This window comes from Marinagarivorans algicola, assembly GCF_001292705.1.
GTDB classification, from domain to species: Bacteria; Pseudomonadota; Gammaproteobacteria; order Pseudomonadales; family Cellvibrionaceae; genus Marinagarivorans; species Marinagarivorans algicola.
This window is the reverse complement of record NZ_LGAK01000010.1, coordinates 1-21069: the sequence shown is the minus strand read 5'-3', so window position 1 is coordinate 21069 and position 21069 is coordinate 1. Positions and strand designations below refer to the sequence as shown.

17 protein-coding genes and 2 pseudogenes are annotated in these 21069 nt (G+C 45.0%); 12 read left to right on the top strand and 7 right to left on the bottom strand.

The window, feature by feature from the left end:
• Positions 1-74: 74 nt before the first annotated feature.
• From AC438_RS04090 to AC438_RS17065, 11 genes and pseudogenes are all read left to right on the top strand, one after another.
• Complete coding sequence (locus tag AC438_RS04090) at positions 75-1190, top strand: phosphoserine transaminase (protein WP_053980003.1); 1116 nt, start codon at positions 75-77, stop codon at positions 1188-1190.
• A gap of 623 nt (positions 1191-1813) precedes the next feature.
• Positions 1814-2995, top strand: coding sequence for a phosphoglycerate dehydrogenase (locus tag AC438_RS04085; RefSeq protein ID WP_053980120.1), 1182 nt, complete (start codon positions 1814-1816; stop codon positions 2993-2995).
• Between the two features lie 284 nt (positions 2996-3279).
• Positions 3280-6144, top strand: coding sequence for a sugar-binding protein (locus tag AC438_RS04080; protein ID WP_162230694.1), 2865 nt, complete (start codon positions 3280-3282; stop codon positions 6142-6144).
• 216 nt (positions 6145-6360) lie between these two features.
• Complete coding sequence (gene ilvD / locus AC438_RS04075; protein WP_053980001.1) at positions 6361-8199, top strand: dihydroxy-acid dehydratase; 1839 nt, start codon at positions 6361-6363, stop codon at positions 8197-8199.
• 375 nt (positions 8200-8574) lie between these two features.
• On the top strand, positions 8575-8745 hold the full coding sequence (locus AC438_RS04070; protein WP_053980000.1) for a hypothetical protein: 171 nt from the start codon (positions 8575-8577) through the stop codon (positions 8743-8745).
• Positions 8746-8865: 120 nt separating this feature from the next.
• Positions 8866-9334, top strand: a pseudogene (locus tag AC438_RS04065) (dihydroxy-acid dehydratase); the annotation flags it as partial.
• 480 nt (positions 9335-9814) lie between these two features.
• The gene (locus tag AC438_RS04060; protein WP_053979998.1) at positions 9815-10576 is read left to right on the top strand and encodes a DUF2971 domain-containing protein; all 762 of its coding nucleotides are present in this window, start codon (positions 9815-9817) and stop codon (positions 10574-10576) included.
• 212 nt (positions 10577-10788) lie between these two features.
• Positions 10789-11034 carry a hypothetical protein gene (locus AC438_RS04055; protein ID WP_053979997.1) on the top strand — a complete coding sequence of 82 codons (246 nt, stop codon included), beginning with the start codon at positions 10789-10791 and terminating at the stop codon, positions 11032-11034.
• Between the two features lie 23 nt (positions 11035-11057).
• A complete protein-coding gene (locus AC438_RS04050; protein ID WP_156316993.1) occupies positions 11058-11762 on the top strand; it encodes an ATPase in 705 nt (234 codons plus the stop codon).
• A 358-nt stretch (positions 11763-12120) separates the two neighbouring features.
• Complete coding sequence (locus tag AC438_RS17070; protein ID WP_053979995.1) at positions 12121-12759, top strand: SNF2-related protein; 639 nt, start codon at positions 12121-12123, stop codon at positions 12757-12759.
• A gap of 107 nt (positions 12760-12866) precedes the next feature.
• Positions 12867-13172 (top strand): annotated as a pseudogene (locus AC438_RS17065) (helicase-related protein); the annotation flags it as partial.
• Positions 13173-13183: 11 nt separating this feature from the next.
• On the opposite strand, the gene AC438_RS04035 reads toward AC438_RS17065, so the two are convergent.
• Positions 13184-14350, bottom strand: a complete 1167-nt coding sequence (locus AC438_RS04035; RefSeq protein ID WP_156316992.1) for a hypothetical protein — start codon at positions 14348-14350, stop codon at positions 13184-13186.
• A gap of 261 nt (positions 14351-14611) precedes the next feature.
• Here AC438_RS04035 and AC438_RS04030 point away from each other — a divergent pair, with 261 nt between their 5' ends.
• Positions 14612-15571, top strand: a complete 960-nt coding sequence (locus AC438_RS04030) for a DUF4862 family protein (RefSeq protein WP_053979992.1) — start codon at positions 14612-14614, stop codon at positions 15569-15571.
• 60 nt (positions 15572-15631) lie between these two features.
• Here AC438_RS04030 and AC438_RS04025 read toward each other — a convergent pair whose 3' ends face one another.
• From AC438_RS04025 to AC438_RS04000, 6 genes are all read right to left on the bottom strand, one after another.
• Positions 15632-16174 carry a redoxin domain-containing protein gene (locus tag AC438_RS04025; RefSeq protein ID WP_053979991.1) on the bottom strand — a complete coding sequence of 181 codons (543 nt, stop codon included), beginning with the start codon at positions 16172-16174 and terminating at the stop codon, positions 15632-15634.
• A gap of 98 nt (positions 16175-16272) precedes the next feature.
• Positions 16273-16554 (bottom strand): glutaredoxin 3, encoded by a 282-nt coding sequence (grxC, locus tag AC438_RS04020; protein ID WP_053979990.1) that lies wholly within the window; start codon positions 16552-16554, stop codon positions 16273-16275.
• Between the two features lie 69 nt (positions 16555-16623).
• Entirely contained in the window at positions 16624-17010 is a 387-nt protein-coding gene (locus AC438_RS04015; RefSeq protein ID WP_053979989.1) for a hypothetical protein, read from the bottom strand.
• Positions 17011-17429: 419 nt separating this feature from the next.
• A complete protein-coding gene (locus AC438_RS04010; protein WP_053979988.1) occupies positions 17430-18242 on the bottom strand; it encodes an SDR family NAD(P)-dependent oxidoreductase in 813 nt (270 codons plus the stop codon).
• A gap of 218 nt (positions 18243-18460) precedes the next feature.
• Positions 18461-20371 carry a monovalent cation:proton antiporter-2 (CPA2) family protein gene (locus AC438_RS04005; RefSeq protein WP_053979987.1) on the bottom strand — a complete coding sequence of 637 codons (1911 nt, stop codon included), beginning with the start codon at positions 20369-20371 and terminating at the stop codon, positions 18461-18463.
• Positions 20368-21069: NAD(P)H-dependent oxidoreductase (locus AC438_RS04000; RefSeq protein ID WP_238376313.1), on the bottom strand; the 702-nt coding region annotated here is incomplete at its 5' end. The genes AC438_RS04005 and AC438_RS04000, both read right to left, overlap by 4 nt.

Sequence of the window (21069 nt, the reverse complement as noted above, 5' to 3'; positions counted from 1 at the left end):
TGTTAAGTTTGCCAACCCACTTCGGCGCATTGTTGTGGCCGACCTTATTAATATTAATGAAGTAGAGGATGCGCATGCAGCCCCAAGCTAAACCATTAAACCCTAATTTTTCTTCTGGCCCTTGTAGTCGTCATCCCGGTTACGATATTGCCCATTTAGATCTAAGCACAATTGGCCGCTCGCATCGCTCGAGTGTGGGTAAAGCGGCGCTCAGTAAAGCGTGTCGTCAAACCGCTGAGCTTTTAGGTTTACCAGAAGGTTACCGCGTTGGCATTGTGCCGGGCTCTGATACGGGTGCTGTAGAAATGGCCATGTGGTCACTGCTAGGCCAGCGGCCTGTCGATGTATGCGGTTGGGAGTCTTTTGGGTTGGGCTGGGTGACGGATATTATTAAGCAGCTAAAGCTTGAAAGCACCCGTATCTTTAAAGCCGATTATGGCGAGCTGCCTCAACTAAGTGAGGTTGATTTTAAGCATGATGTTGTATTTACCTGGAACGGTACTACCTCGGGTGTCAAAGTTCAAAATGGTGATTGGATTGCTGATGACCGTGAAGGCTTAACGATTTGCGATGCAACATCCGCTGTTTTTGCAATGGAAATGCCTTGGGAAAAGCTTGATGTTGTGACCTACTCTTGGCAAAAAGTGCTAGGCAGCGAAGGCGGTCATGGCATGCTTATTTTAAGCCCGCGCGCGGTGGCACGATTGGAGTCGTACACCCCAGCTTGGCCGATGCCTAAACTCTTTCGTATGACGAAAGGTGGTAAATTAATTGAGGGTATTTTTAAGGGTGAAACTATTAATACACCCTCGATGTTAGCCGTTGCTGATTACCTTGAGGCGTTAGCGTGGGTGGAATCTATTGGCGGTGTTAGCCAAACAATCGCGCGCTGCAATGAAAATTATAAGGCCGTTGCCGCCTTTGTTGATGCAACACCGTGGATCGACTTTTTAGCCAAAGACCCAGCAACCCACTCCACTACCAGCGTATGTTTAACGCTTGATGCAAGCCCTGAGCAGGTTAAGCAAATTGTTAAATTGTTGGATGCCGAAGGTGTGGCTTATGATATTGGCGGCTACCGCGATGCGCCACCGAGTATTCGCATTTGGTGCGGTGCAACGGTAGAGACCAGTGATGTGGCTTTATTAATGCCCTGGATTGAATGGGCCTATAAAAAAATTGTAGGCTGATGTGATGATCAAAATACCGCAATAATTTGCGGTATTTTTTTGTCTTTTTATCGGTGTCTTTATTAACGTTTTATAGCTGTTTTTATTGATCTTGTTAATGGATAGCTGTCCAGTCAAGCTGAAAAAATTCACCTGATAGGATACTGATGATTATTTTCTTGTAATTTAAGCGCCCATAGATGGCTTGAGCGGCCTAGGTCATCATTCATGAGAGCCCAATTTCGGTACCTCTGAAGAGTGACGTTAATTGAGCTATTGATTCAATTGTTAGCAATATTCAAAATCATGGTATAAAAAGGCCCCTACCCAAAAGGTAGAGGCAAATCAAAAAAACACTATTACCCGCTCAACTGCAGCTGTTAACCGGGTAAGTTTTATACTGCACAAGTTTTGCCAATAATAAAAAGGCAATAAAAATCAAAGTTTTACGTTAATTGGCGTTATGGTATTTTTTTGTTTTGTAAAATAATCCGACAGCCGTTGTCATGCATCAAAAGCGCTAGCCAGCGCAAAACATTCACTGCCAGTCGTTTGACCCGATGTATCGGTTTGCGTTTGGCTCGTTTACGAACTCATCGCGCGTGCCCGCTAGCAATAGCCAAGGTGCGTACATTGGAGGCAGCATGTTTCAGGTTAAAACGTACAATAAAATTTCAGTAAAAGGTTTGAGTTTGTTGGGTCAGGGCCCTTACCGAGTGGGACCAGAACTGGCGCAACCCGATGCGTATATTTTGCGTAGCCATAAATTGCATGATGAGGCTATTCCGGCAAGTTTGTTGGCGGTTGCGCGAGCGGGGGCCGGTACGAATAATTTGCCCGTTGAGCGCTATACCGAGCAAGGTATTGTAGTTTTTAATACGCCAGGGGCTAATGCTAATGCGGTAAAAGAGTTGGTGCTGGCGGGCTTGTCGTTAGCGGCGCGTGATATTTTAGGCGGGCGTGATTTTGCGAATAGTCAAACTCACATTACCAGTGCTGCGCAAATGGCCCAGTTAATGGAAGCCGAAAAAAAACGCTTTGCCGGTAGTGAGCTAACTGGCAAAACATTGGGCATTGTGGGGTTGGGCGCAATTGGCTCGATGGTCGCCGATATGGCGCTGGCGCTGGGCATGAAAGTAGCGGGCTTTGACCCTGCGCTATCGGTCGAGGCCGCATGGCGCTTACCAGCACAGGTAGAGCGCAAAGAAAACCTCGCCAGTTTATTAGCGGTGAGTGACTATGTCACATTACATGTCCCCGCAATAGCGCCCACCCAGCACTTGATCAATAGCGATAGCTTAGGTGCAGCCAAGCCGGGTTTGGTTTTGCTCAATTTTGCGCGAGAGGCCATTGTGGATACGGCAGCAGTTTTAGCCGCACTCGATACCGGTAAGTTGCGCAAATATGTGTGTGACTTTCCCGAGCCATCAGTACTTAACCGTAGTGATGTGATTGCGTTGCCGCATATTGGCGCTAGCACTGCTGAAGCCGAAGAAAATTGCGCCATTATGGCAGCAAGCCAACTGCGCGATTTTTTAGAAAACGGCAATATTCTAAATTCGGTCAACTTTCCAGCAACTAATATGGGCACTGCCGCCGGCCATCGCATGACTTTTAGTAACCGCAATGTATCGGGTGTATTGGGTAATGTGTTATCAGTATTTAAAGCCTTTGAAGTCAACGTGGTGGATATGGTCAACAAAAGCCGCGGTGACTTAGCCTATAACATTATTGATGTGGCGACGCAGCCGAGCGCGCAATTGGCCGAGGCCATTAAAGCGGTTGAGTATGTAGTGAATGTGCGCATTATACCGCCAGCGCTGTAATACGGCTCAAGTACGCAAGTGCTGTTAAGCGGTAGTCTTAGGCGCCGCTTTTTTTATGCCTGTAACATTACTGTGCAAAAATAGAATATTAAGTGTGATAAACGTCGACTACTAGCAGCTTTTTATGCTTTTTTTTAGTACAGTAGCAATAGCTTAAAGTCTTAAAAACTATTTAGTGTTAAGTGTTTAATATCATGGCTACTCGCTCTAACAAATAACGTATAAAGTATTGCGTAGCGCACTGTGCAAAAATATCCAACCCCCCCCTTATATCAGGTATGAAAATGTACAACAAACTTACGAATGGAATGCGATTAGTGGGAGCGGTTAAGCCCGCACTACTTTTTAGTTCGGCATTAATCCTGTCGGCCTGTGTGTCGGACGATAAAGGCGAACAGCCTCAAGTGTCGTCATCTTCGGTGGTGAGCTCTACGGCGACGAGTAGCAGTGCCGCGATAAGCTCTATGCCCGTGTCGAGCACGGCAGACTCTAGCGCACCCAGCAGCGTGCCGCCAGCAAGCTCTAGTGTTGTGAGTAGTTCAAGCGTTGCTAGCAGCTCAAGTGTTGCCGTAAGCTCTAGCTCGGTTATGCAAAGCTCTTCAATCAGTTCTTCAGTAAGTTCAGAAGCCTCTTCGCAAATGAGCAGCTCTGTGCCATCAAATGAGCTAGGCGCTATTATTCCGCGTACATCGTGCCCTAAAGGTCCGGTAGCACTTGAGGTGCCCGGCGGCGCTTGGCCTCCGGCCTATGCCCACGCAACTAACCACGACAATGATGTGGTCCCCGATTTTAAAGAATATATGAAAGAGCAGCCTCGCTTTGAAACCGCTGAGGTATCTATGGCTTGGGCGCTACACGAGCCTTTCCAAGCAGAAGGTAATCCGGAGGGCTTGTATCCGTTAGTGGTTTATTTACACGGTGGCTCTGAGGCCATGGATACCCCTTTTATGGATAACCGTCATGCTAAATCATTTTTTGCTTCTTCCCAGTCATTGTTAACACCAGAAAATCGTGAGAACAAACCGGCTTATATCTTTGCGCCTTTTTGTGATGCTAAGGCGCCTAGTGGTAAAAAATGCGCGTTTGGTAGTGCCGAGTGGGCTTCAAATGGTTACGGTGCTTTTGCTGCTGAGCTTAACGGTAAGGGCTCACCTTATGGTGCAGCCGTCGAAGCTGTTATTGAACGCTTAATTGCTACTAAGCAAGTTGATCCTGCGCGTATTTATGTTACAGGCCCATCTATGGGTGGTGGTGGCAGCTGGGATATTGCCGGTCGCCGTCCAGATCTCATTGCCGCGGCTATTCCGTTGGCCGGCCATCCTTTAAGCGATACATCACTACAAACATTGGCCGACTATAAAGTGCCTGTTTGGTCTCATCACGGTAAAGAAGATGCAACCAATAGCTACAGTGTAGCTAAAGCTGCAATAGCCTCGCTCGCGAATAAAGGCGGCTGCGCATGGCAAACAACCTATATCCCTTCGCAAAACTTAGCAGACGATGACCCTGCCGATAGCAACCCCAGTGATGCTATTCACAATATTTGGGCCCGTGCTTATACCAACCCAGAGCTATGGGATTGGGTTTTTGCACAGCGTCAGCCGCGATCAGGTGATGTGATCGAAGAGTCGTCTTCTAGTCAGGGTGCAAGCTCAAGCGTAGGGGTAAGCTCGAGTGCTGCTTCGAGTACCGGCACCGTTGGCAACCCCGATGCTGTTTTATTCCAAGATGATTTTGAAGGCGATAGCATTGGTAGTTTGCCTAAAAATTGGAGCTTTTATCATCGCTACAGTCAGCAAAACCCCAACACCAATGATGTCTCGGTTGTGGCAGGTAATGGCGGCAAAGCGGTTATGGTGAAAGATATTGGCGGTCAAGCGCCCAGCTTTATTGCTTATGAACCCGCTAACCCTGAGTCTATTACCCAGCTTTATATTCGCGCTATGGTTAAGCCTTCGCGTGCGCTAGGCAATGATAGTGGTATTAACCACTCACATTTTATAGCAACTCAAAAAACACCTTATAGCTCTAACGATGCTGAGTTCCGCTTTGGTGAAGTGAAAAAAGGTTTGGGTATTGGTACCAGTCAACCAGACGATTTAGCGCCTTCTGGTCAAGCCACTGCCAATCATAGTGCAACGTTGATTCCTGCCGATAAGTGGAGCTGTATCGAGGTTGGCATTCACACCGAAGGCGACGATAAAGTCACCGCTTGGATGAATGATGAATTGCTTATCGAGATCGGTGGCGATACTCCTTGGCAAAATGGTGCAGGCAGCGAGTTTATGCAGGGCGCCTTTAATTTGGTGTTATTAGGCTGGCACGGCTTTAGCGCCTCGACAAGCCATATGATGTTTGATGATATTGTCATCTCAACCGAGCGCATTGGTTGTGGCGGCGGTACAGCACCGGCGAGCTCTAGCGGTATGGCCTCAAGCTCAAGCGAAGGTTCGGCGTCGCCTTTCCCTGCTGATGATGGCACTGTTTTAGATGCAAACAACCACTATGACGCGCCTAAAGCCGCGGTGGCTCCTGTGATTGACGGCGACGTTGATGGCGTTTGGGCTAGCGCAACGTGGATGGCCATGGATGTTGCATGGAAATTTGAAGGCTTAAGCGAGCCCAGCAGCGATGCTGACTTTAACGGTAAGTACAAAGCATTATGGGATGAAGACTACCTGTATTTATTGTTCGATATTACCGATGACATTATCAACACATCTGGTCAATATTATCAGCAAGATACCGTTGAGCTCTTTATTGATGAAGACCAAAGTGGTGGTCCCCACAATCAAAGCTATAACGCTTTTGCTTATCATATTAGTCATAACTTAGTGGTTGAAGATAATGGCGGTAGTAATTATAAAACCCATATCACGGCGGCAATCAATACCGAAGGCACTCGTCATATGTGGGAGGTTCGTGTAAAAATATTTGCCGATCACAATGGTTATGTAGCAAGCGAAGAGGTAGCCGCTCGCGTTAAATTGACCGCCGGTAAAGTGATGGGCTTTTCACCGAGCTACATTGATAACGACGGCAATGGCGGTCGCGAGCATTTTATGAGCTCGGTCGATACGCCAGGGCATCAGAATAACCAAGGTTATTTAAATGCCGATGTCTTTGGCTCGATCATGCTGGTGGACTAAGCGCTACACTCAAACGCGCGCTACACTTAAACGCAAGCCATCGCGTTAACCCCAAAACCCAGCTACGGCTGGGTTTTTTTGTATTTAGGGTGTTGCTATTGAGCAATAATCTTTCAAATTTGCTACTATTCTCGTCGTTTTTACATTATATTGGCTTTGCGTTAGTTATTTATTGCTTAAAGGCTTATCGCAGGCTGTGCCACTACCGAGGTTCTCATGCCAACATATCGCTCTAAAACATCCACTGCTGGCCGTAATATGGCTGGTGCCCGCGCCCTTTGGCGTGCCACAGGCATGAAAGACGACGATTTTCAAAAGCCGATTATTGCCGTGGTTAACTCTTTTACTCAGTTTGTGCCTGGCCATGTGCATCTTAAAGACATGGGCCAGTTGGTGGCCCGCGAAATTGAAGCCGCCGGCGGTGTGGCCAAAGAATTTAACACTATCGCCGTAGATGACGGCATTGCCATGGGCCACGACGGTATGCTGTATAGTTTGCCAAGCCGCGATATTATTGCCGATAGCGTAGAGTATATGGTCAATGCCCATTGCGCCGATGCCATGGTGTGCATTTCTAACTGTGACAAAATTACCCCGGGTATGTTGATGGCGGCTATGCGCTTAAATATTCCTGTTGTGTTTGTATCCGGCGGGCCAATGGAAGCTGGTAAAACCAAGCTCAGTGATAAAAAGCTCGATTTGGTCGATGCTATGGTCATCGCCGTAGATGATAGCGCCAGTGATGAAAAAGTCGCCGAATACGAGCGCAGCGCTTGCCCAACCTGCGGCAGCTGCTCGGGTATGTTTACCGCTAATTCAATGAATTGTTTAACCGAAGCTATGGGCTTAAGTTTGCCCGGCAATGGCAGTATGCTCGCCACCCATGCCGACCGCGAGCAATTATTTAAGCGCGCAGGCCACTTAATTGTCGATATTACCAAGCGTTATTACGAAAACGACGAACACAGCGTATTACCTCGTAATGTGGGTAGCTTTGAGGCGTACGAAAACGCAATCGCCCTCGATATTGCTATGGGTGGTTCAACCAATACGATTTTGCATTTGTTGGCGATTGCCCAAGAGGCCGAGATCGACTTTACTCTTAAAGACATTAACCGCATGAGCCACAAGGTGCCGCAGCTCAGCAAAGTGGCCCCCAACTCGCCCGATTACCATATGGAAGATGTTCACCGCGCCGGTGGTGTTATGGGTATTTTGGGCGAGCTAGATCGCGCGGGTTTAATTCATAACCAATGCCCAACTATTCACAGCCCCACCATGAAAGACGCGCTCGATAAGTGGGATATTATGCGCAGCCCATCACCCGAGGTGATGAATTTTTATAAAGCAGGCCCAGCCGGTATTCCCACGCAAACGGCGTTTAGCCAAAGCACTCGCTGGCCCACACTCGATGCTGATCGCGCTAACGGGTGTATTCACAGTTATGAGCATGCCTTTAGCACCGAAGGTGGCCTAGCCGTATTGTATGGCAATATTGCCTTAGATGGCTGTGTGGTAAAAACCGCGGGTGTGGATGAGAGTATTCATGTGTTTGAAGGTACGGCACACGTTACCGAAAGCCAAGACGAGGCCGTGGCCAATGTGCTCGATGGCAAAGTGAAAGCCGGCGATGTGGTCATTGTGCGCTACGAAGGCCCCAAAGGTGGCCCGGGTATGCAAGAGATGCTTTACCCTACGTCTTATATTAAATCGAAAGGTTTGGGTAAGGTGTGTGCGCTATTAACTGATGGTCGCTTTAGTGGCGGTACCAGTGGTTTATCGATTGGCCATGCCTCACCCGAGGCTGCAGCTGGTGGTGCCATTGGTTTGGTGCAAAATGGCGATAAAATAAAAATTGACATTCCTAATCGCACCATTAACGTGTTACTTAGCGATGACGAGCTTGCTGCGCGCCGTGTAGAGCAAGACAAAAAAGGCTGGAAACCCGCCCAACCCCGCCCACGCAAAGTAAGCGCCGCGCTTAAAGCCTACGCCTATTTTGCCACCAGCGCCGATAAAGGCGCGGTTAGGGATTTATCTAAGTTAGAGGATTAATGTTTCTAATTCGGTAATTTTCGTGTTGCTGCACAGGGGATTGATTGTTCAGGCACGCTCAAGCCATCCTTGGGCACTCTTCACGCGCTCCCGGCGCGTCAATCAATCCCCTGTGCTTTTGGATCACCATATGCGCTAAACTAGGGCTTAGGTGTGAGTAACAACAGGAGATTGATATGCCGAAAGAACACATCAAGATAGCCCTAAAAGAGAATGATATACCTCATGCTGCCGCGCACGCTTTTCGCGCAGCACTTAAGCCGATGCCTGTTTTGGATCAATGCGGATAAAGGGGCGGTTAGGGTTTTGAGTAAGTTGGATTAGAGTGTGGCCGCTAAGCAGCTACGCTCTTGTTAGATTCTATGAGAGCAAAAAATGAACCAAAAAATTACCAAGTACGGCGTAACGCCAGTGAAGCGCCCCAAAGTTAAGGCAACTAAGCAGCTTGATTTGCGTGGTGAAGGGGGTAAACAAATCATTATATCGGAGACCAAGTTAACACTCAGGACACACCCAAAAACATTTACTAAGCTCGCTACAATGTAATGGATATTATTTGTTTTCCATTTGAGAGGGTTATTCAGATTAATACTTTTATTTTGACCACCGAGCCAGGTATGAAAGGCGCTATTCACGCGCCCCGACGCGTGGATGCCCTGAAAGGATTTATTTGAAGGCACGGCACACGTTACCGAAAGCCAAGATGAGGCCGTGGCCAATGTGTTCGATGGCAAAGTGAAAGCCGGCGATGTGGTCATTGTGCGCTACGAAGGCCCCAAAGGTGGCCTGGGTATGCAAGAGATGCTTTACCCTACGTCTTATATTAAATCGAAAGGTTTGGGTAAGGTGTGTGCGCTATTAACTGATGGTCGCTTTAGTGGCGGTACCAGTGGTTTATCGATTGGCCATGCCTCACCCGAGGCCGCAGCCGGTGGCGCCATTGGTTTGGTGCAAAATGGCGATAAAATAAAAATCGACATTCCTAATCGCACCATTAACGTGTTATTTAGCGATGACGAGCTTGCTGCGCGCCGCGTAGAGCAAGACAAAAAAAGGCTGGAAACCCGCCCAACCCCGCCCGCGTAAAGTGAGCGCTGCGCTTAAGGGGCGAGGCAATAATAGTTTGTCCAATTAGACGTAGAGTTCTGTTTTCTCGGCAAGGCGCTCGAAGGGGCGCATGCCGGGGCATGTAACGCTTTGAGCAACGCAGCAGAGGAAGTAGAAAACAAGTATTATTGGATAATGTATTTTTTCCTCGTCCCTAAGGCCTACGCCTACTTTGCCACCAGTGCCGATAAAGGCGCCGTACGAGATTTATCAAAACTTGAAAATTAACGTTGCGTTGTCTTTAATGCAGGGGCCTTTGGCCCCTTTTTTTTGGTTTGTTTTGGATTGTGGGGTTTGATATATGGGGCTGGGCTGGGCTGGGGCTTGGGTTGAGGGTGTGCCATACGTCGCCGCCCAATCACCCATCTCAGACACGCGCAAGTACTTCCCTGTAGGCTCTAGTCGGCATCCTGCCTTCTAAGGTCTGAGGTGGGTGGTTGGACGGCTTTTTTTGGTGTGGGGTTATTATCTCGTTTCTACGCAGGAGCAAAAATCATGGGAGTAGCGCATGGATTGGATATTTTATAAATATAGTGATTTTGAAGGTGCAAAATGTATACTCACAAAAGGAACCTTAAAGTTTGATAAGCCCAGTGCTTTTAATGACCCTTTTGATTGTTTGCCTGCGAATAGTAAAGTTACCTTTGATAACCCTGAACTTGCTAATAAGCTTCGTAACCAGTATGGCCGAGAGCCTACACTCAGTGAGACAATGGCTAACGCAAATAATTTTAGTCGCCCTGAATACCATAAAATTAATGCCGAAGATCTACGGGTTTTATGTTTAACGAAAAATCCAGATAATTTATTGATGTGGTCCCATTATGCTGGGCAGCACAAGGGTTGCTGTTTTGAATTCGATTTGCGCTATGATTTTGAAAAATCTGGCCTAAATAGTGGTGATAATTGGGTGCCTATGGCGGTGTGTTATAAAGCAGATCGCCCTCAGCTAAGTCCGTTTGCTAAAGGGCGTATGAAAGATGCCATTCTCACCAAGAGTATTGAGTGGAAGTATGAAAAAGAGTGGCGAATACTGAGGCTTAATAACGTTGATTCGCCTGATAATAATACTGTTGAGTACCCCAAGCAGTTTTTAAAGTGTGTGATAATTGGCTGTAATATGTCACCTGAACATAAAAAGATTATTATTGCTGCGGTGAATAAAATTAATCATGATTTTGGAGTTGGGGTTAAAGTAACCCAAGCGACTATATCGGAACAATGTTATTCGCTGAATATGAAAGATATTGATTTAGCTGCACACTCATGATATTTAATTACTGCACTCATTGTGAGATTTTATACCTGTGTTTATGCATATAATATGATCTTATGCTTAGTTTTTACGGCCTTCCAGCTATATTTATAGGCTCTGAGTGGGTGCTGCAAGCTATTACACTTGAAGTCGATCAATTCCCCTTACCTCGGGCTACTATATGCGTTAAACTAACACCTATATGCACGTGATAATTGGAGGTTCAAATGCCTAAAGAACACATCAAAATAGCATTGAAAGAGAATGAAATACCGCGTGCTGCAAGGCAGGCTTTTCGTGCTGCACAGCTAGAGGCTTTAAAGAGCAAGGCGGGCGTTATCGTAGTGAGTAATGGAAAGCTAGAACACCGCAAGCTAAAAGATGGGGTTGTGGTGACTGAAACAGTTGGAGATGTTCCAGCGCCATTATTTGTGGGTATTGGTGCGCGAAAGAAGCGCAATCAAAAAAGATGAAGATCAAGCAACCCAGATTACGAATGCTTGCCGGACCCAATGGTTCGGGTAAAAGTACGCTGAAAAATGTGATAGGTCCGAGGTTGTTGGGTGCATTTATTAATGCCGATGAATTCGAGGCTAGTGCAAATACTACAGGCCTCGTTAACTTTAATGACTACAATATTACTATTGACCATTCGGCGCTAGCACAATACTGCAAAAACCATAGTATTTTAAAAAAACATGGTTTAGCCGATGATATTACTAAGCTTAATTATGACAATAACAGTTTGCTGCTGAATGGATTCGCATTGAATTCTTATCATGCCTCTGCAATATGTAATTATATTCGTGAAGAGTTACTTAAGCTTAGAGAATCCTTTTCCTTTGAAACGGTTATGTCCCATGAGAGTAAAATAAAATTCTTAGAGGATGCTCAAAATCAAGGCTATAAAACCTACTTATATTTTATTGCCCCTGAATCTGCAGATATTAATGTTGTACGCGTACAAGAACGTGTTGAAAAAGGTGGGCATTCAGTTCCTGAAGATAAAATTCGTAGTCGCTATAAAAGATCAATTAATCTTTTATCAGAGGCTATGGAGTATGTTAATAGGGCTTATATTTTTGATAATTCGCATGATCAAAGTGAGCCAGTATTAATTGCTGAATATAATGGCGAGGAATTAATTGCTAAAGTGAACGCTATACCTAATTGGTTTATTGAGACATGGAATAAGTTTTAATTTATTCATGTCCTCTGTCCTTATATTGTGTGTTGAAGCGAAAAGTGCAGTGTTTCAGCATACAATACCTAAATTCAGTACATGATCGCTCTATTTGCCATCTCTGACTCTTGCATCGTAAGGTTTATGTGCGTGAGGTTGTGTTTGGCTATAGATGGGCGGTGCTTGGGTAATGTCTTATCGATACGCTTGTGAGTCTTACAGCGCGAGCGGGGTGTTGCTTGGGTATTATCATGCATATGTGAGGGGCCTTTTGGCTCCTTTTTTGTTATTCTAGGCGGTAAATACCTTAATTGTACGCTTTGCGTCGCATGTTATTCGCCATTACGCCTATATAACCCTTTAGTGGAACCACTTCATGAATATTACTGCCGATACTGCCCTTCAAATAGATAAATGTTATCAAACCTATTTATCGTTGACTGAGTATGAGCAAACCGTGCTTAAAGTATTGGCGATGGTTGATCGGTCTATTGGTGTGACTAAGCTTAATACCTTATTAGTGAGTGTTGTGGAGGCTGATTGTTTTTCTTTGGGTGGCCGTATTCGAGGCTTAAAGGTAGAGCATAGGGAGCAGTTGACTCGCTTGTGTATTAAAGAGGACAGCTACCAAAGCGTTAACCGTCAACAATTATTGGATGAGCTGGAACCGTTTGATTGCGTGATTATTAGTTATGGTTTATTGCAGCGTGAAAGCCAATTGTTATCAAAAGTGCAGTGGCGCACGATTGTAGCCGATCAAGCTCAGGCCTTAAAAAATCCGATGGCTAAGCGTACTCAAGCGGCGTGTGCGTTCAAAGAGTATTTTAAAATAATCACCACAGGTACCCCAATAGAAAATAACCTCACAGAGCTTTGGAGTTTATTCCGCTTTAGTACGCCTGGATGGCTCGGTAGCCTTAAGGGCTTTATTGAGCGTCATGGGCTTCCTATCGGAAATGTCAACGAAGATAAGCTCGCGGCCCGTAAAGCCAGTTTGTTGGGCATTGACAGTTGATTAAGCAACATCTCGATCCGGGGTATTCGCTATCAATATTTAGATGGCTCAACCGCGCAAAAAGCCCGACAAACACGGATTAATGCTTTTAAAGTGGTGATGGCGATGTATTTTTGATTAGCTTAAAAGCGGGGGGCTCGGGCCTTAATTTAACCGTAGCCGATTATGTGATTCATATGGATCCTTGGTGGAACCCAGCAGTCGAAGAACAAGCCTCTGACCGCGCTCATCATATGGATCAAAAACGCCCGGTCACCATTTACTGGCTCATTGCTAAAAACACCATTGAAGAGCGCATTGTTGCCTTGCATCAACACAAACGTGACTTAGCTGATAAGTTGCTGGCCGGTAATGAGCAAGCCACTAAAATGTCGGTTGATGGTGTACTGAATATGCAGAAAGAAAACTTCTAACAGACTAAAAACTAAAAGAAGTCGAGCCGAGATAAATTTCGCGATGCAATACGCTCGCGTAATGCAGAAATGCTGCTTATTTCTTGGATTTCTTCTTGAATGGCTTTGGCTTGCTCTTCTAAGTGTTTTATATGTTTGTTGATTTTAATGTTTTCTTTTTTTATGTTTTTATCATAAAACATTGTATAAACGTTTTCTGAAAAAGGTATTTCATTAAAAACATCTTGCCTTTGCTTTTTGATTTTTTCGATCATGTGCTCTATTAAAGGGAGAAGCTGCGTATAATCTTCTTCAGGGAATGATTCGGGTAATTGGCCAAAAATCTCTTTGTAGGCCTGTAATATATAGGCAATATCTTTTTGATCACGAGCATCAATAAGTGCCACCATTTTATGATGCTTTTCTTCTTTTTTTGTGGAGTCTTGTTCTAAGTCGGGGTGAAGTGCTCGACTCATACGGCGAAAAAGTTTATTGATTGCTGATTGACTAAATAACTTAGTTAATTTTTTATGCTCCAGCTCTTCATTGGTATGGTTGTTAGACGTATCATGGGTCGAATCATCCTCTGTAAATGTTTGTTCATCACCAAATAATCTTTCAAAGAAATCATCTTCATCGCTCATATCATTTTGGTCATTTTCAGTATTCAAGTTACCAAATGCTTCTTCAAATAAGGCATCATGCTCTTCTTTTGTAGAGGCGTTGTTCATTTTTTCGGTAAATGATCGAACCTCATTAATTTCTTCTTCGCTAACGCCATTATTAGCCATTTTTTTAAACAGTTTTTCATTAGCATTATCAATATGCAAACTGGTGTGATACTCATAGTTTTGCATGAGTGGCGCTAGGTCTATTGCGCCACTAAAAGGCGTTGAGCCAAGATTGTCAAAATTGTCAAATATCCATAATCGGAGTTCTTCACGAGCATAGTCGGGCAGCGTTTTTTTACTCATGTAAGGAATAATTTTTTCTGTTAGCTGATATTTAGCCTGTAAAAACTGTATTTCATAAGGCTCTATTTGAGGTAGGATTCGAGCCATCATGCTTTGCATGTCATCGGCAAATTGAGTGTTTTGATGTTTGAGCCGCTGATAGCGCTCTAAGGCCTCGTTAAAAAGTGATTGAGGCGTGGCTGGCACGTTCTTTTTTAGGGGCTTCTTCTTGCTGATCTTTCCCATCTTCAAACCTATCAAATTGATCTATATCGAGCCCATCATTTTATGGGTCTAGGGCCAAAAGCTCAACAATCATGCTTTGCGCTCACAATAAAATTATTAGACGGTGTGTAAATTAAATCGTTAGAAAGATTTGATGGTCAAGTGCTAAGTGGCTAGTTACACTGTTTGGCTATTTTTGTTTGAATTTACAGCGTGCATGAAATTTACACCCCTTGACTGGCTATTAATGGGCATCATTAGATTAACTATGGAGGAATTAAAATGAAATACTACGTGGGCGCTTATGCGTCATCACCTTGTAGCAATGGTTGGAATGCCGCTTTAGAAAGTGAGTTTTATACCGCATTAAAAAATGATAAACGTATTAAAGGTTTAGAGCACCCTTTTTTAGGACAGTTACATGCACAAGATGATGATTGGTTTTTAGCCAATATTGACCCTAGTTGGCAGTATGTATTGACCTGTGTGCCGGGTATTATGGCAGCCTTAGAGCACAACCGAGCTTTTGGTTTAGCCTCACAAGATGAGGCTGGACGCGAGCAGGCGTTAGTGTTTATGCAAAAGGCCCGCGAGGCAGTTGTTAAATTAAATACTCATTGCGCTAAACCGGTTGTTACGGCTATTCAAATACAAACGGCGCCTAACCAATCTCAAGCGACGGCATCGGTGGCTGCGCTAAAGCGTTCGCTAACGACCTTGCAAAGTTGGGACTGGCAGGGCACGCAAATTATTATTGAGCACTGCGATACATTGATCAAAGGGCAGGCACCCTCTAAAGGTTTTTTGACGCTAACACAAGAAATTGAAGCGATCACAGAAGTTAACGCAGCCTTACAATGCAATATGGGCATTACCATTAATTGGGGACGCTCGGTCATTGAAACACGTAACCCCGATGGCGCACTAGCGCATATTGAACAGGCGCGTAAAGCGGGTGTGTTGAGTGGCGTAATGTTTTCAGGAGCATCGGGTGCCGACACGCAATACGGTAGCTGGAAAGACAGCCACCAACCCAACGCCAAACAATCGGTGAATAGTGTGGGTGCCGAGGGCTCGTTAATGACAGCCGCCCGCATGCATCAATGTTTGCATGCTGCCGACTATAAGCACTTACCTGTTGTGGGCATTAAATTGGGTATCAGGCCTAAAGAGGCCTCTTTGAATGAGCGTTTAGCGTATATCGATGAGGCTTTAAATATTTTGGCGAGTAAGCCCGCCTAAAATTTGGACTAACCTTAGCGTAGGCTAAGGTTAGTCCATCGATTTAAAAGTATTGCTATTTTAAGTATCTGTATTAAAAGTGCCGCGTATAGGGTAGTTATTTTTAGGGTCTTTTATCCATTGAATACCCGCAACCAGTGTGGCTAAATTGGGTCTTGCAAAGGGACCATTGGCAATATCAATAACTTGTAGCTGACCCGTTTCATTAATAATAAAAAGGCCGGGCTCGGCAAAAACATGATCGGTTTCTTGGGCTGATCGAGGGGTTGAAATATATAGCCCCAATGTTTTCATGTGCTCTACACTCAAACCATACGCTAAAGGAAAGCTAACGTGTAGTTGTGGTGTGTGACTGGTCAGCTGCTCTTGGGTATCGGCCGAGACTGCAATAATTTCAACGCCGGTATCGCGTAATACATTAACGTGTTGCTCTAATTCATTAAGATATTGAGTGCATAAGGGGCAGTGCTGACCGCGGTAAACGACTACCAGCTTCCAGTGAGCGGTATTGTCTCGTTGAGATAAATTCACACTTTCGCCTGATAATAGCGTGACGTCAATACTGGGGAATACACTGCCGGCACTGAGTTTTTGACTAAGCATAATGACTCTCTGTATTTGAGTGTTAAAAATATTGTAATTATTCAATCAAGTTGAAAAATTGCACTTGATAGGGTGTTGATGGATTATTTTCTGAGCATTTAAGCGGCATCACCCCATTCATCATATTCTTTAAACCTTGCGACTAAGTCTGCAAAGCCACCAATATGTGTATCGCCAGCAAAAATTTGGGGTACGGTATGGCGCTGGCTTCGCTTGATCATTTCTTTTTGTTTTGCGTGGCTGCGCTCTATGTCAATTTCTGTAAAAACAAAACCACGGCTGCGTAAAAGTGTTTTAGCATTTTTACAATAAGGGCAATAGGCTTTGGTGTAGATAGTTAAATTATTCAATGTCGTATTAGGTGTTATTGAATTATTCATTACGGCCTCGTGCAGGTTGAATTTTACTCACTCTGCGGGCATTCACTCGCAGAGTGACTGTGTACTATTTTACTTAATACCGTCTACATCGTACCAAGGTGTTGGATTAATAGGGCAGCGGTAACGTACGCCATCGGTACCAATGGTGACGGCCGAAATACGTTTTTCACCTGGCTCTAGCGGGAATTTATCGAGAGTGGTTTTAGTAGCTAGATCTTGAATTTGAAAACCCACTAATTTAGTTGATTTGTTGGTCACTACAAATTCGTATTTACCGGCTTTAAGCCCAGCAAGCGTTTCTTTTGCCGCAAAATAACCATTGTATTCATCTAAATGAATAACGGTAACACCGTCTTTACGCGTTGTGGGGGTTTCAGCTAGCGCTGCGTTGGCCATACCGATAAATACAGCTAGGGCAATAAAGGCTTTGATGGAAATTTGGCTAATACGAGACATAGAAATTCCTCATTAAGAGTATTGGTTAATCAATAATAGTATTGGGCTGGCCGGTGTGCTGCACCAGTGGATGTACTATAGAGCCAATACGGCAGATGTTATGAGTCAAAAAGTCCGTTATTTATGTCAGATCGTCCGTTTTTGGTGTATGCGATGCGCTATCTAAGCTTTCTCTTCTTGTAAGGCCCGAGGTTTAAATATTCAGGAAATAGTTGATAAGCACTCTGTTGGGTGGTTTTGATTGACTTGGTTAAAGAATGAAAAAATAATCGCTCGATTCAGTGTGATATCGAGCGGCTGATTGGCTATGGCTGGTTGACTGTGACAGGTTGTCATGAGAGGTAATTATAGTAGGTAATATCCAAGTAACTGTCATAGGTAACTGCCATAGGTAACTGTCATGGGCCTCTCCTAGGTGGTTATGACGGATTTAAAAGGTGCTCTATGGTCTCGACAATAGCGTTTGATTTTTGGCTGTCTAGTGCGTCAGGGTGCGGTGGGGCGAAGCACTTAGCATCGTTATCAAAGTATTTGCCGGTAGCGTCTAAAAACTCATCGGCTAAAGCTGCACGACACAAAATATCGGCCCCTATGTTGAGGTCGCCGCCTTGAACACCAAACCCTTCTTGTACCATTTTACTGCCCAGCATAGACCCTGGATTGACCGCAATAATAATGGGGCCGGCACTGGCGAGTGTAGTTGCCAGCTGGCGTGACCATGCGGTGATGGCCAGTTTGCTCTGTGCGTAAGCGGTAAAATCATCGGCTATTTTGACTGTACCGACTAAGGCCTCTAAATTGACAGGCGCTTGCGCCGCTGATGAAAGATTTATCACGCGGCCTTGTCTAGGGATAATAGGCAGTAGCTGCTGTGTTAGCAGATAGGGTGCTAGCGTATTCACGGCAAAACGCACATCGAAGCCATCAGGAGTGATTGGCTGAGTCGTTTTAAAAATACCGGCGTTGTTAATAAGCACATCTAGATGAATATGTTTGGCCAAAACTGCTGTTACCAATGCGCGCACGGCATCCATTGTACTTAAATCGGCTAAAAAAACTTCGATTGCGCTGTCACTTTTGTTGGCTGCTTGTGCGACGGCCTTTTGTGCTTGAGCTAATTTTGTCGCGCTGCGGCCATGTAATAGTACTCTGTGGCCAAGTTTAGTGAGAGTCTTAGCCGTAGCTAAACCTATGCCATCGGTTGCGCCTGTAATCAAAATAGTTTTATGCATGGTATTGCCTTTGAGTAATGGAGTGATAAAGGGTAAACCGACTCCAGTGGTTGCACAGCCTACAGTATTCGCTATAACGATTCAGAGGTGCTGAAATTGGGCACGAATGAATGGTTATTTGGGCCGCTCAAGCCATCCATCAGCACCCTTCTCAGGTGAATGATTTCAGCTTGGCCGCTGCATATTATGCTAGCGAATCATCAATATTACACAGAGTGTTATTCGGGGTCTTTATTATAGCCTTTGGGCGGCGGTGTCCAGCCGCGTTCGGTTTTGCTGTGTTGATTAAGATTATCTTTTTGCATAATACTGAGCAGCTTTTTTTCTATATCCATAAATAACTGTAAATAATGATCAGAAAATGCATGGCTTTCACCCTCGTTACGCCAGCTATTAAATAAATCGTCAAAGTGATGTTTTTCGGCGGTGCTAAAACTATTTTTTAATTGCTCGACACGAAAAGCATGTAAGCCTAAGCGTTTTAACGCTTCGCCGCCCATATCCAATGCTGAATTATAGGTTTCGCTAATAATAAAGTCGGCACCGGCTTCTTGTAGTTCATAGTGATGGCTGCGATCATAGGCGCGGGCTAATACCTCTATGTGGGCATAGCGATGCTTAATATGGCGCACAATATCAATCGCACGTGCGCGATCATCAATGGCCACCACAAATAAACGGGCTTTTTCTATACCTGCGGTGTGCAAAAGATCGGGTCGGCTAGCATCGCCATAAAAGCTCTTAATATTAATGCTACGCATGCGGTCAACTTGACCGGCTTGGTGATCTAATACAATGGTGGGTACGCCATTAGAGACGAGTAGACGGTTGATGATTTGGCCAAAGCGACCAATGCCTGCAATAATTACGGTGCCGGTTTCTTCAATGGTGTCGCTTGGGCGTTCGGTATTGTTACGTTGATAGCGCGGCTTAATTACTTTATCAAAAAAGATAAATAAAGCTGGTGTTAAGAACATAGAAATAGCCACTACCATCGATAACGTTTGGGCTACAGCGATTGGTAATACATGATGCGATAATGCATAGCTGAGTAATACAAAACCAAATTCACCTGCTTGTGCAAGGCTTAAGGTGAAAAGCCAGCGGTCACTCGAATGTACTTTAAATAATTTAGCCAGCCCCAGTAGTATTAACGCCTTTAAGGCCATAAGCCCTAGCGTTAATGCCAGAATAATAGCGAAGTTTTGGCTGAGCAGCGCAAAATTAATGCCGGCTCCAACCGTAATAAAAAATAGCCCCAGCAATAAGCCTTTGAAGGGTTCGATGTTGGCTTCTAGCTCGTGGCGAAACTCACTATTAGCCATGACAACACCCGCCAAAAAAGCCCCCAGCGCAGGCGATAGTCCAATTAAGCTCATAAGCGCGGCAATGCCCACGACCAGCATTAAGGCGGCGGCGGTAAATACTTCTTGTAAGCCAGTGTTGGCAATATAGCGAAATAATGGCCGGCTTAAAAAATGCCCTGCACAGACCAGCCCTACAATAGTGGTTAACACAACAAGGGCGTTGGCCCATCTGGGTAAATGTGCGACTAAGCTAAGCTGTTCATGCTGCTGCGCTGTAGCGGCGAGTTGTGCCGAGGCTTCTTTGAGCTCTGGCAATGCCAGTAATGGCATGAGTGCGAGCATGGGAATAACAGCGATATCTTGAAAAAGCAAAACCGAAAACGCACTGCGCCCACCTTCTGTTTTACTTAAGCCTTTTTCGTTGAGTGTTTGCAACACAATGGCAGTTGATGACAGTGAAAAAATGAGACCAATAGTCAACGCTGTGGTCCAGCTTTGGCCGAGCAGTATGGCAATACCGGTAATAATACCGGCGGTTAAGCCGACTTGTAGCCCGCCCAAACCGATTAGCCTGTGGCGCATTTGCCAAAGTGCTGAGGGCTCTAATTCTAAGCCGACTAAAAAAAGCATCATGACTACACCAAATTCAGCAAAGTGCTGGATGGTGTTGGTTTCTTGACCCACTAAACCTGTGAGTGGGCCAATAATTACACCGGCAATTAAATAGCCCAGTACCGAGCCGAGCCCTAAGCGCTTGGCTAAGGGCACCATAACAACAGCGGCACATAAATAAATAAACGCTTGTACAAAATAGACTGTCATTGCTGCCCCTCTTTTAATTCACAGATAAAACCATTAATGGTGTTGTGCTTAGCCAGTGCTTTTTGGTTAACGTCATTATTAACTAGCGCCTGCAGTAATACTCGCCAGCAGCGAATATGCTCGCTAAGGCGGTTTTCTTCTACGGCGGTGCGCGCACTAAATACGGTAAAAGGCGGTAAATACTGCATGCCAGTGAGCGAGGCCATTTGCTCTAGCGGTTGCAGAAGTTCGCGAATCGTAAAGTGATTAAACCCTTCTGCGCGGTAAGCTTGCTCAGCTCCGCCTGCGGTGAGTGCGCATATAAAGCGTTTATCCTTAAGGGCTGTACCCCCGCTGCCATAGGCAAAACCATATTCGAGTACAAGATCTTGCCACTCTTTTAAAATAGAGGGCGTGGAATACCAATACAACGGGAACATAAACATCACCACATCGTGATCGCGTAAACGCTGCTGCTCTTTTTCGATATTGATATTGTAGGTGGGATACTCTTGGTATAAATCAACAAGCGTGACGTTTTTTTGATGGCTGGCAGCCTCAAAAAGTGGTTTGTTGACCTCTGATGTGTGAATAGAAGGGTGCGCAAAAAGAATTAATACGCGCTGTATTTTACTCATTAAGACTGTCTCCGTGGCATTTTCGAGATTAATAATGCCACTTATTTTATTGTTAATGATCAAATGTCTTTTTTGTGGGTT

What these genes read in the sequence shown, in the direction of transcription:
- AC438_RS04035 (WP_156316992.1), bottom strand. Translation starts at nt 14,350, where the DNA reads ATGGGAAAGATCAGCAAGAAGAAGCCCCTAAAAAAGAACGTGCCAGCC.
- AC438_RS17070 (WP_053979995.1), top strand. Translation starts at nt 12,121, where the DNA reads ATGAATATTACTGCCGATACTGCCCTTCAAATAGATAAATGTTATCAA.
- AC438_RS04005 (WP_053979987.1), bottom strand. Translation starts at nt 20,371, where the DNA reads ATGACAGTCTATTTTGTACAAGCGTTTATTTATTTATGTGCCGCTGTT.
- AC438_RS04070 (WP_053980000.1), top strand. Translation starts at nt 8,575, where the DNA reads ATGAACCAAAAAATTACCAAGTACGGCGTAACGCCAGTGAAGCGCCCC.
- AC438_RS04015 (WP_053979989.1), bottom strand. Translation starts at nt 17,010, where the DNA reads ATGTCTCGTATTAGCCAAATTTCCATCAAAGCCTTTATTGCCCTAGCT.
- AC438_RS04030 (WP_053979992.1), top strand. Translation starts at nt 14,612, where the DNA reads ATGAAATACTACGTGGGCGCTTATGCGTCATCACCTTGTAGCAATGGT.
- AC438_RS04090 (WP_053980003.1), top strand. Translation starts at nt 75, where the DNA reads ATGCAGCCCCAAGCTAAACCATTAAACCCTAATTTTTCTTCTGGCCCT.
- AC438_RS04025 (WP_053979991.1), bottom strand. Translation starts at nt 16,174, where the DNA reads ATGCTTAGTCAAAAACTCAGTGCCGGCAGTGTATTCCCCAGTATTGAC.
- AC438_RS04055 (WP_053979997.1), top strand. Translation starts at nt 10,789, where the DNA reads ATGCCTAAAGAACACATCAAAATAGCATTGAAAGAGAATGAAATACCG.
- AC438_RS04050 (WP_156316993.1), top strand. Translation starts at nt 11,058, where the DNA reads ATGCTTGCCGGACCCAATGGTTCGGGTAAAAGTACGCTGAAAAATGTG.
- ilvD (WP_053980001.1), top strand. Translation starts at nt 6,361, where the DNA reads ATGCCAACATATCGCTCTAAAACATCCACTGCTGGCCGTAATATGGCT.
- grxC (WP_053979990.1), bottom strand. Translation starts at nt 16,554, where the DNA reads ATGAATAATTCAATAACACCTAATACGACATTGAATAATTTAACTATC.
- AC438_RS04010 (WP_053979988.1), bottom strand. Translation starts at nt 18,242, where the DNA reads ATGCATAAAACTATTTTGATTACAGGCGCAACCGATGGCATAGGTTTA.
- AC438_RS04085 (WP_053980120.1), top strand. Translation starts at nt 1,814, where the DNA reads ATGTTTCAGGTTAAAACGTACAATAAAATTTCAGTAAAAGGTTTGAGT.
- AC438_RS04080 (WP_162230694.1), top strand. Translation starts at nt 3,280, where the DNA reads ATGTACAACAAACTTACGAATGGAATGCGATTAGTGGGAGCGGTTAAG.
- AC438_RS04060 (WP_053979998.1), top strand. Translation starts at nt 9,815, where the DNA reads ATGGATTGGATATTTTATAAATATAGTGATTTTGAAGGTGCAAAATGT.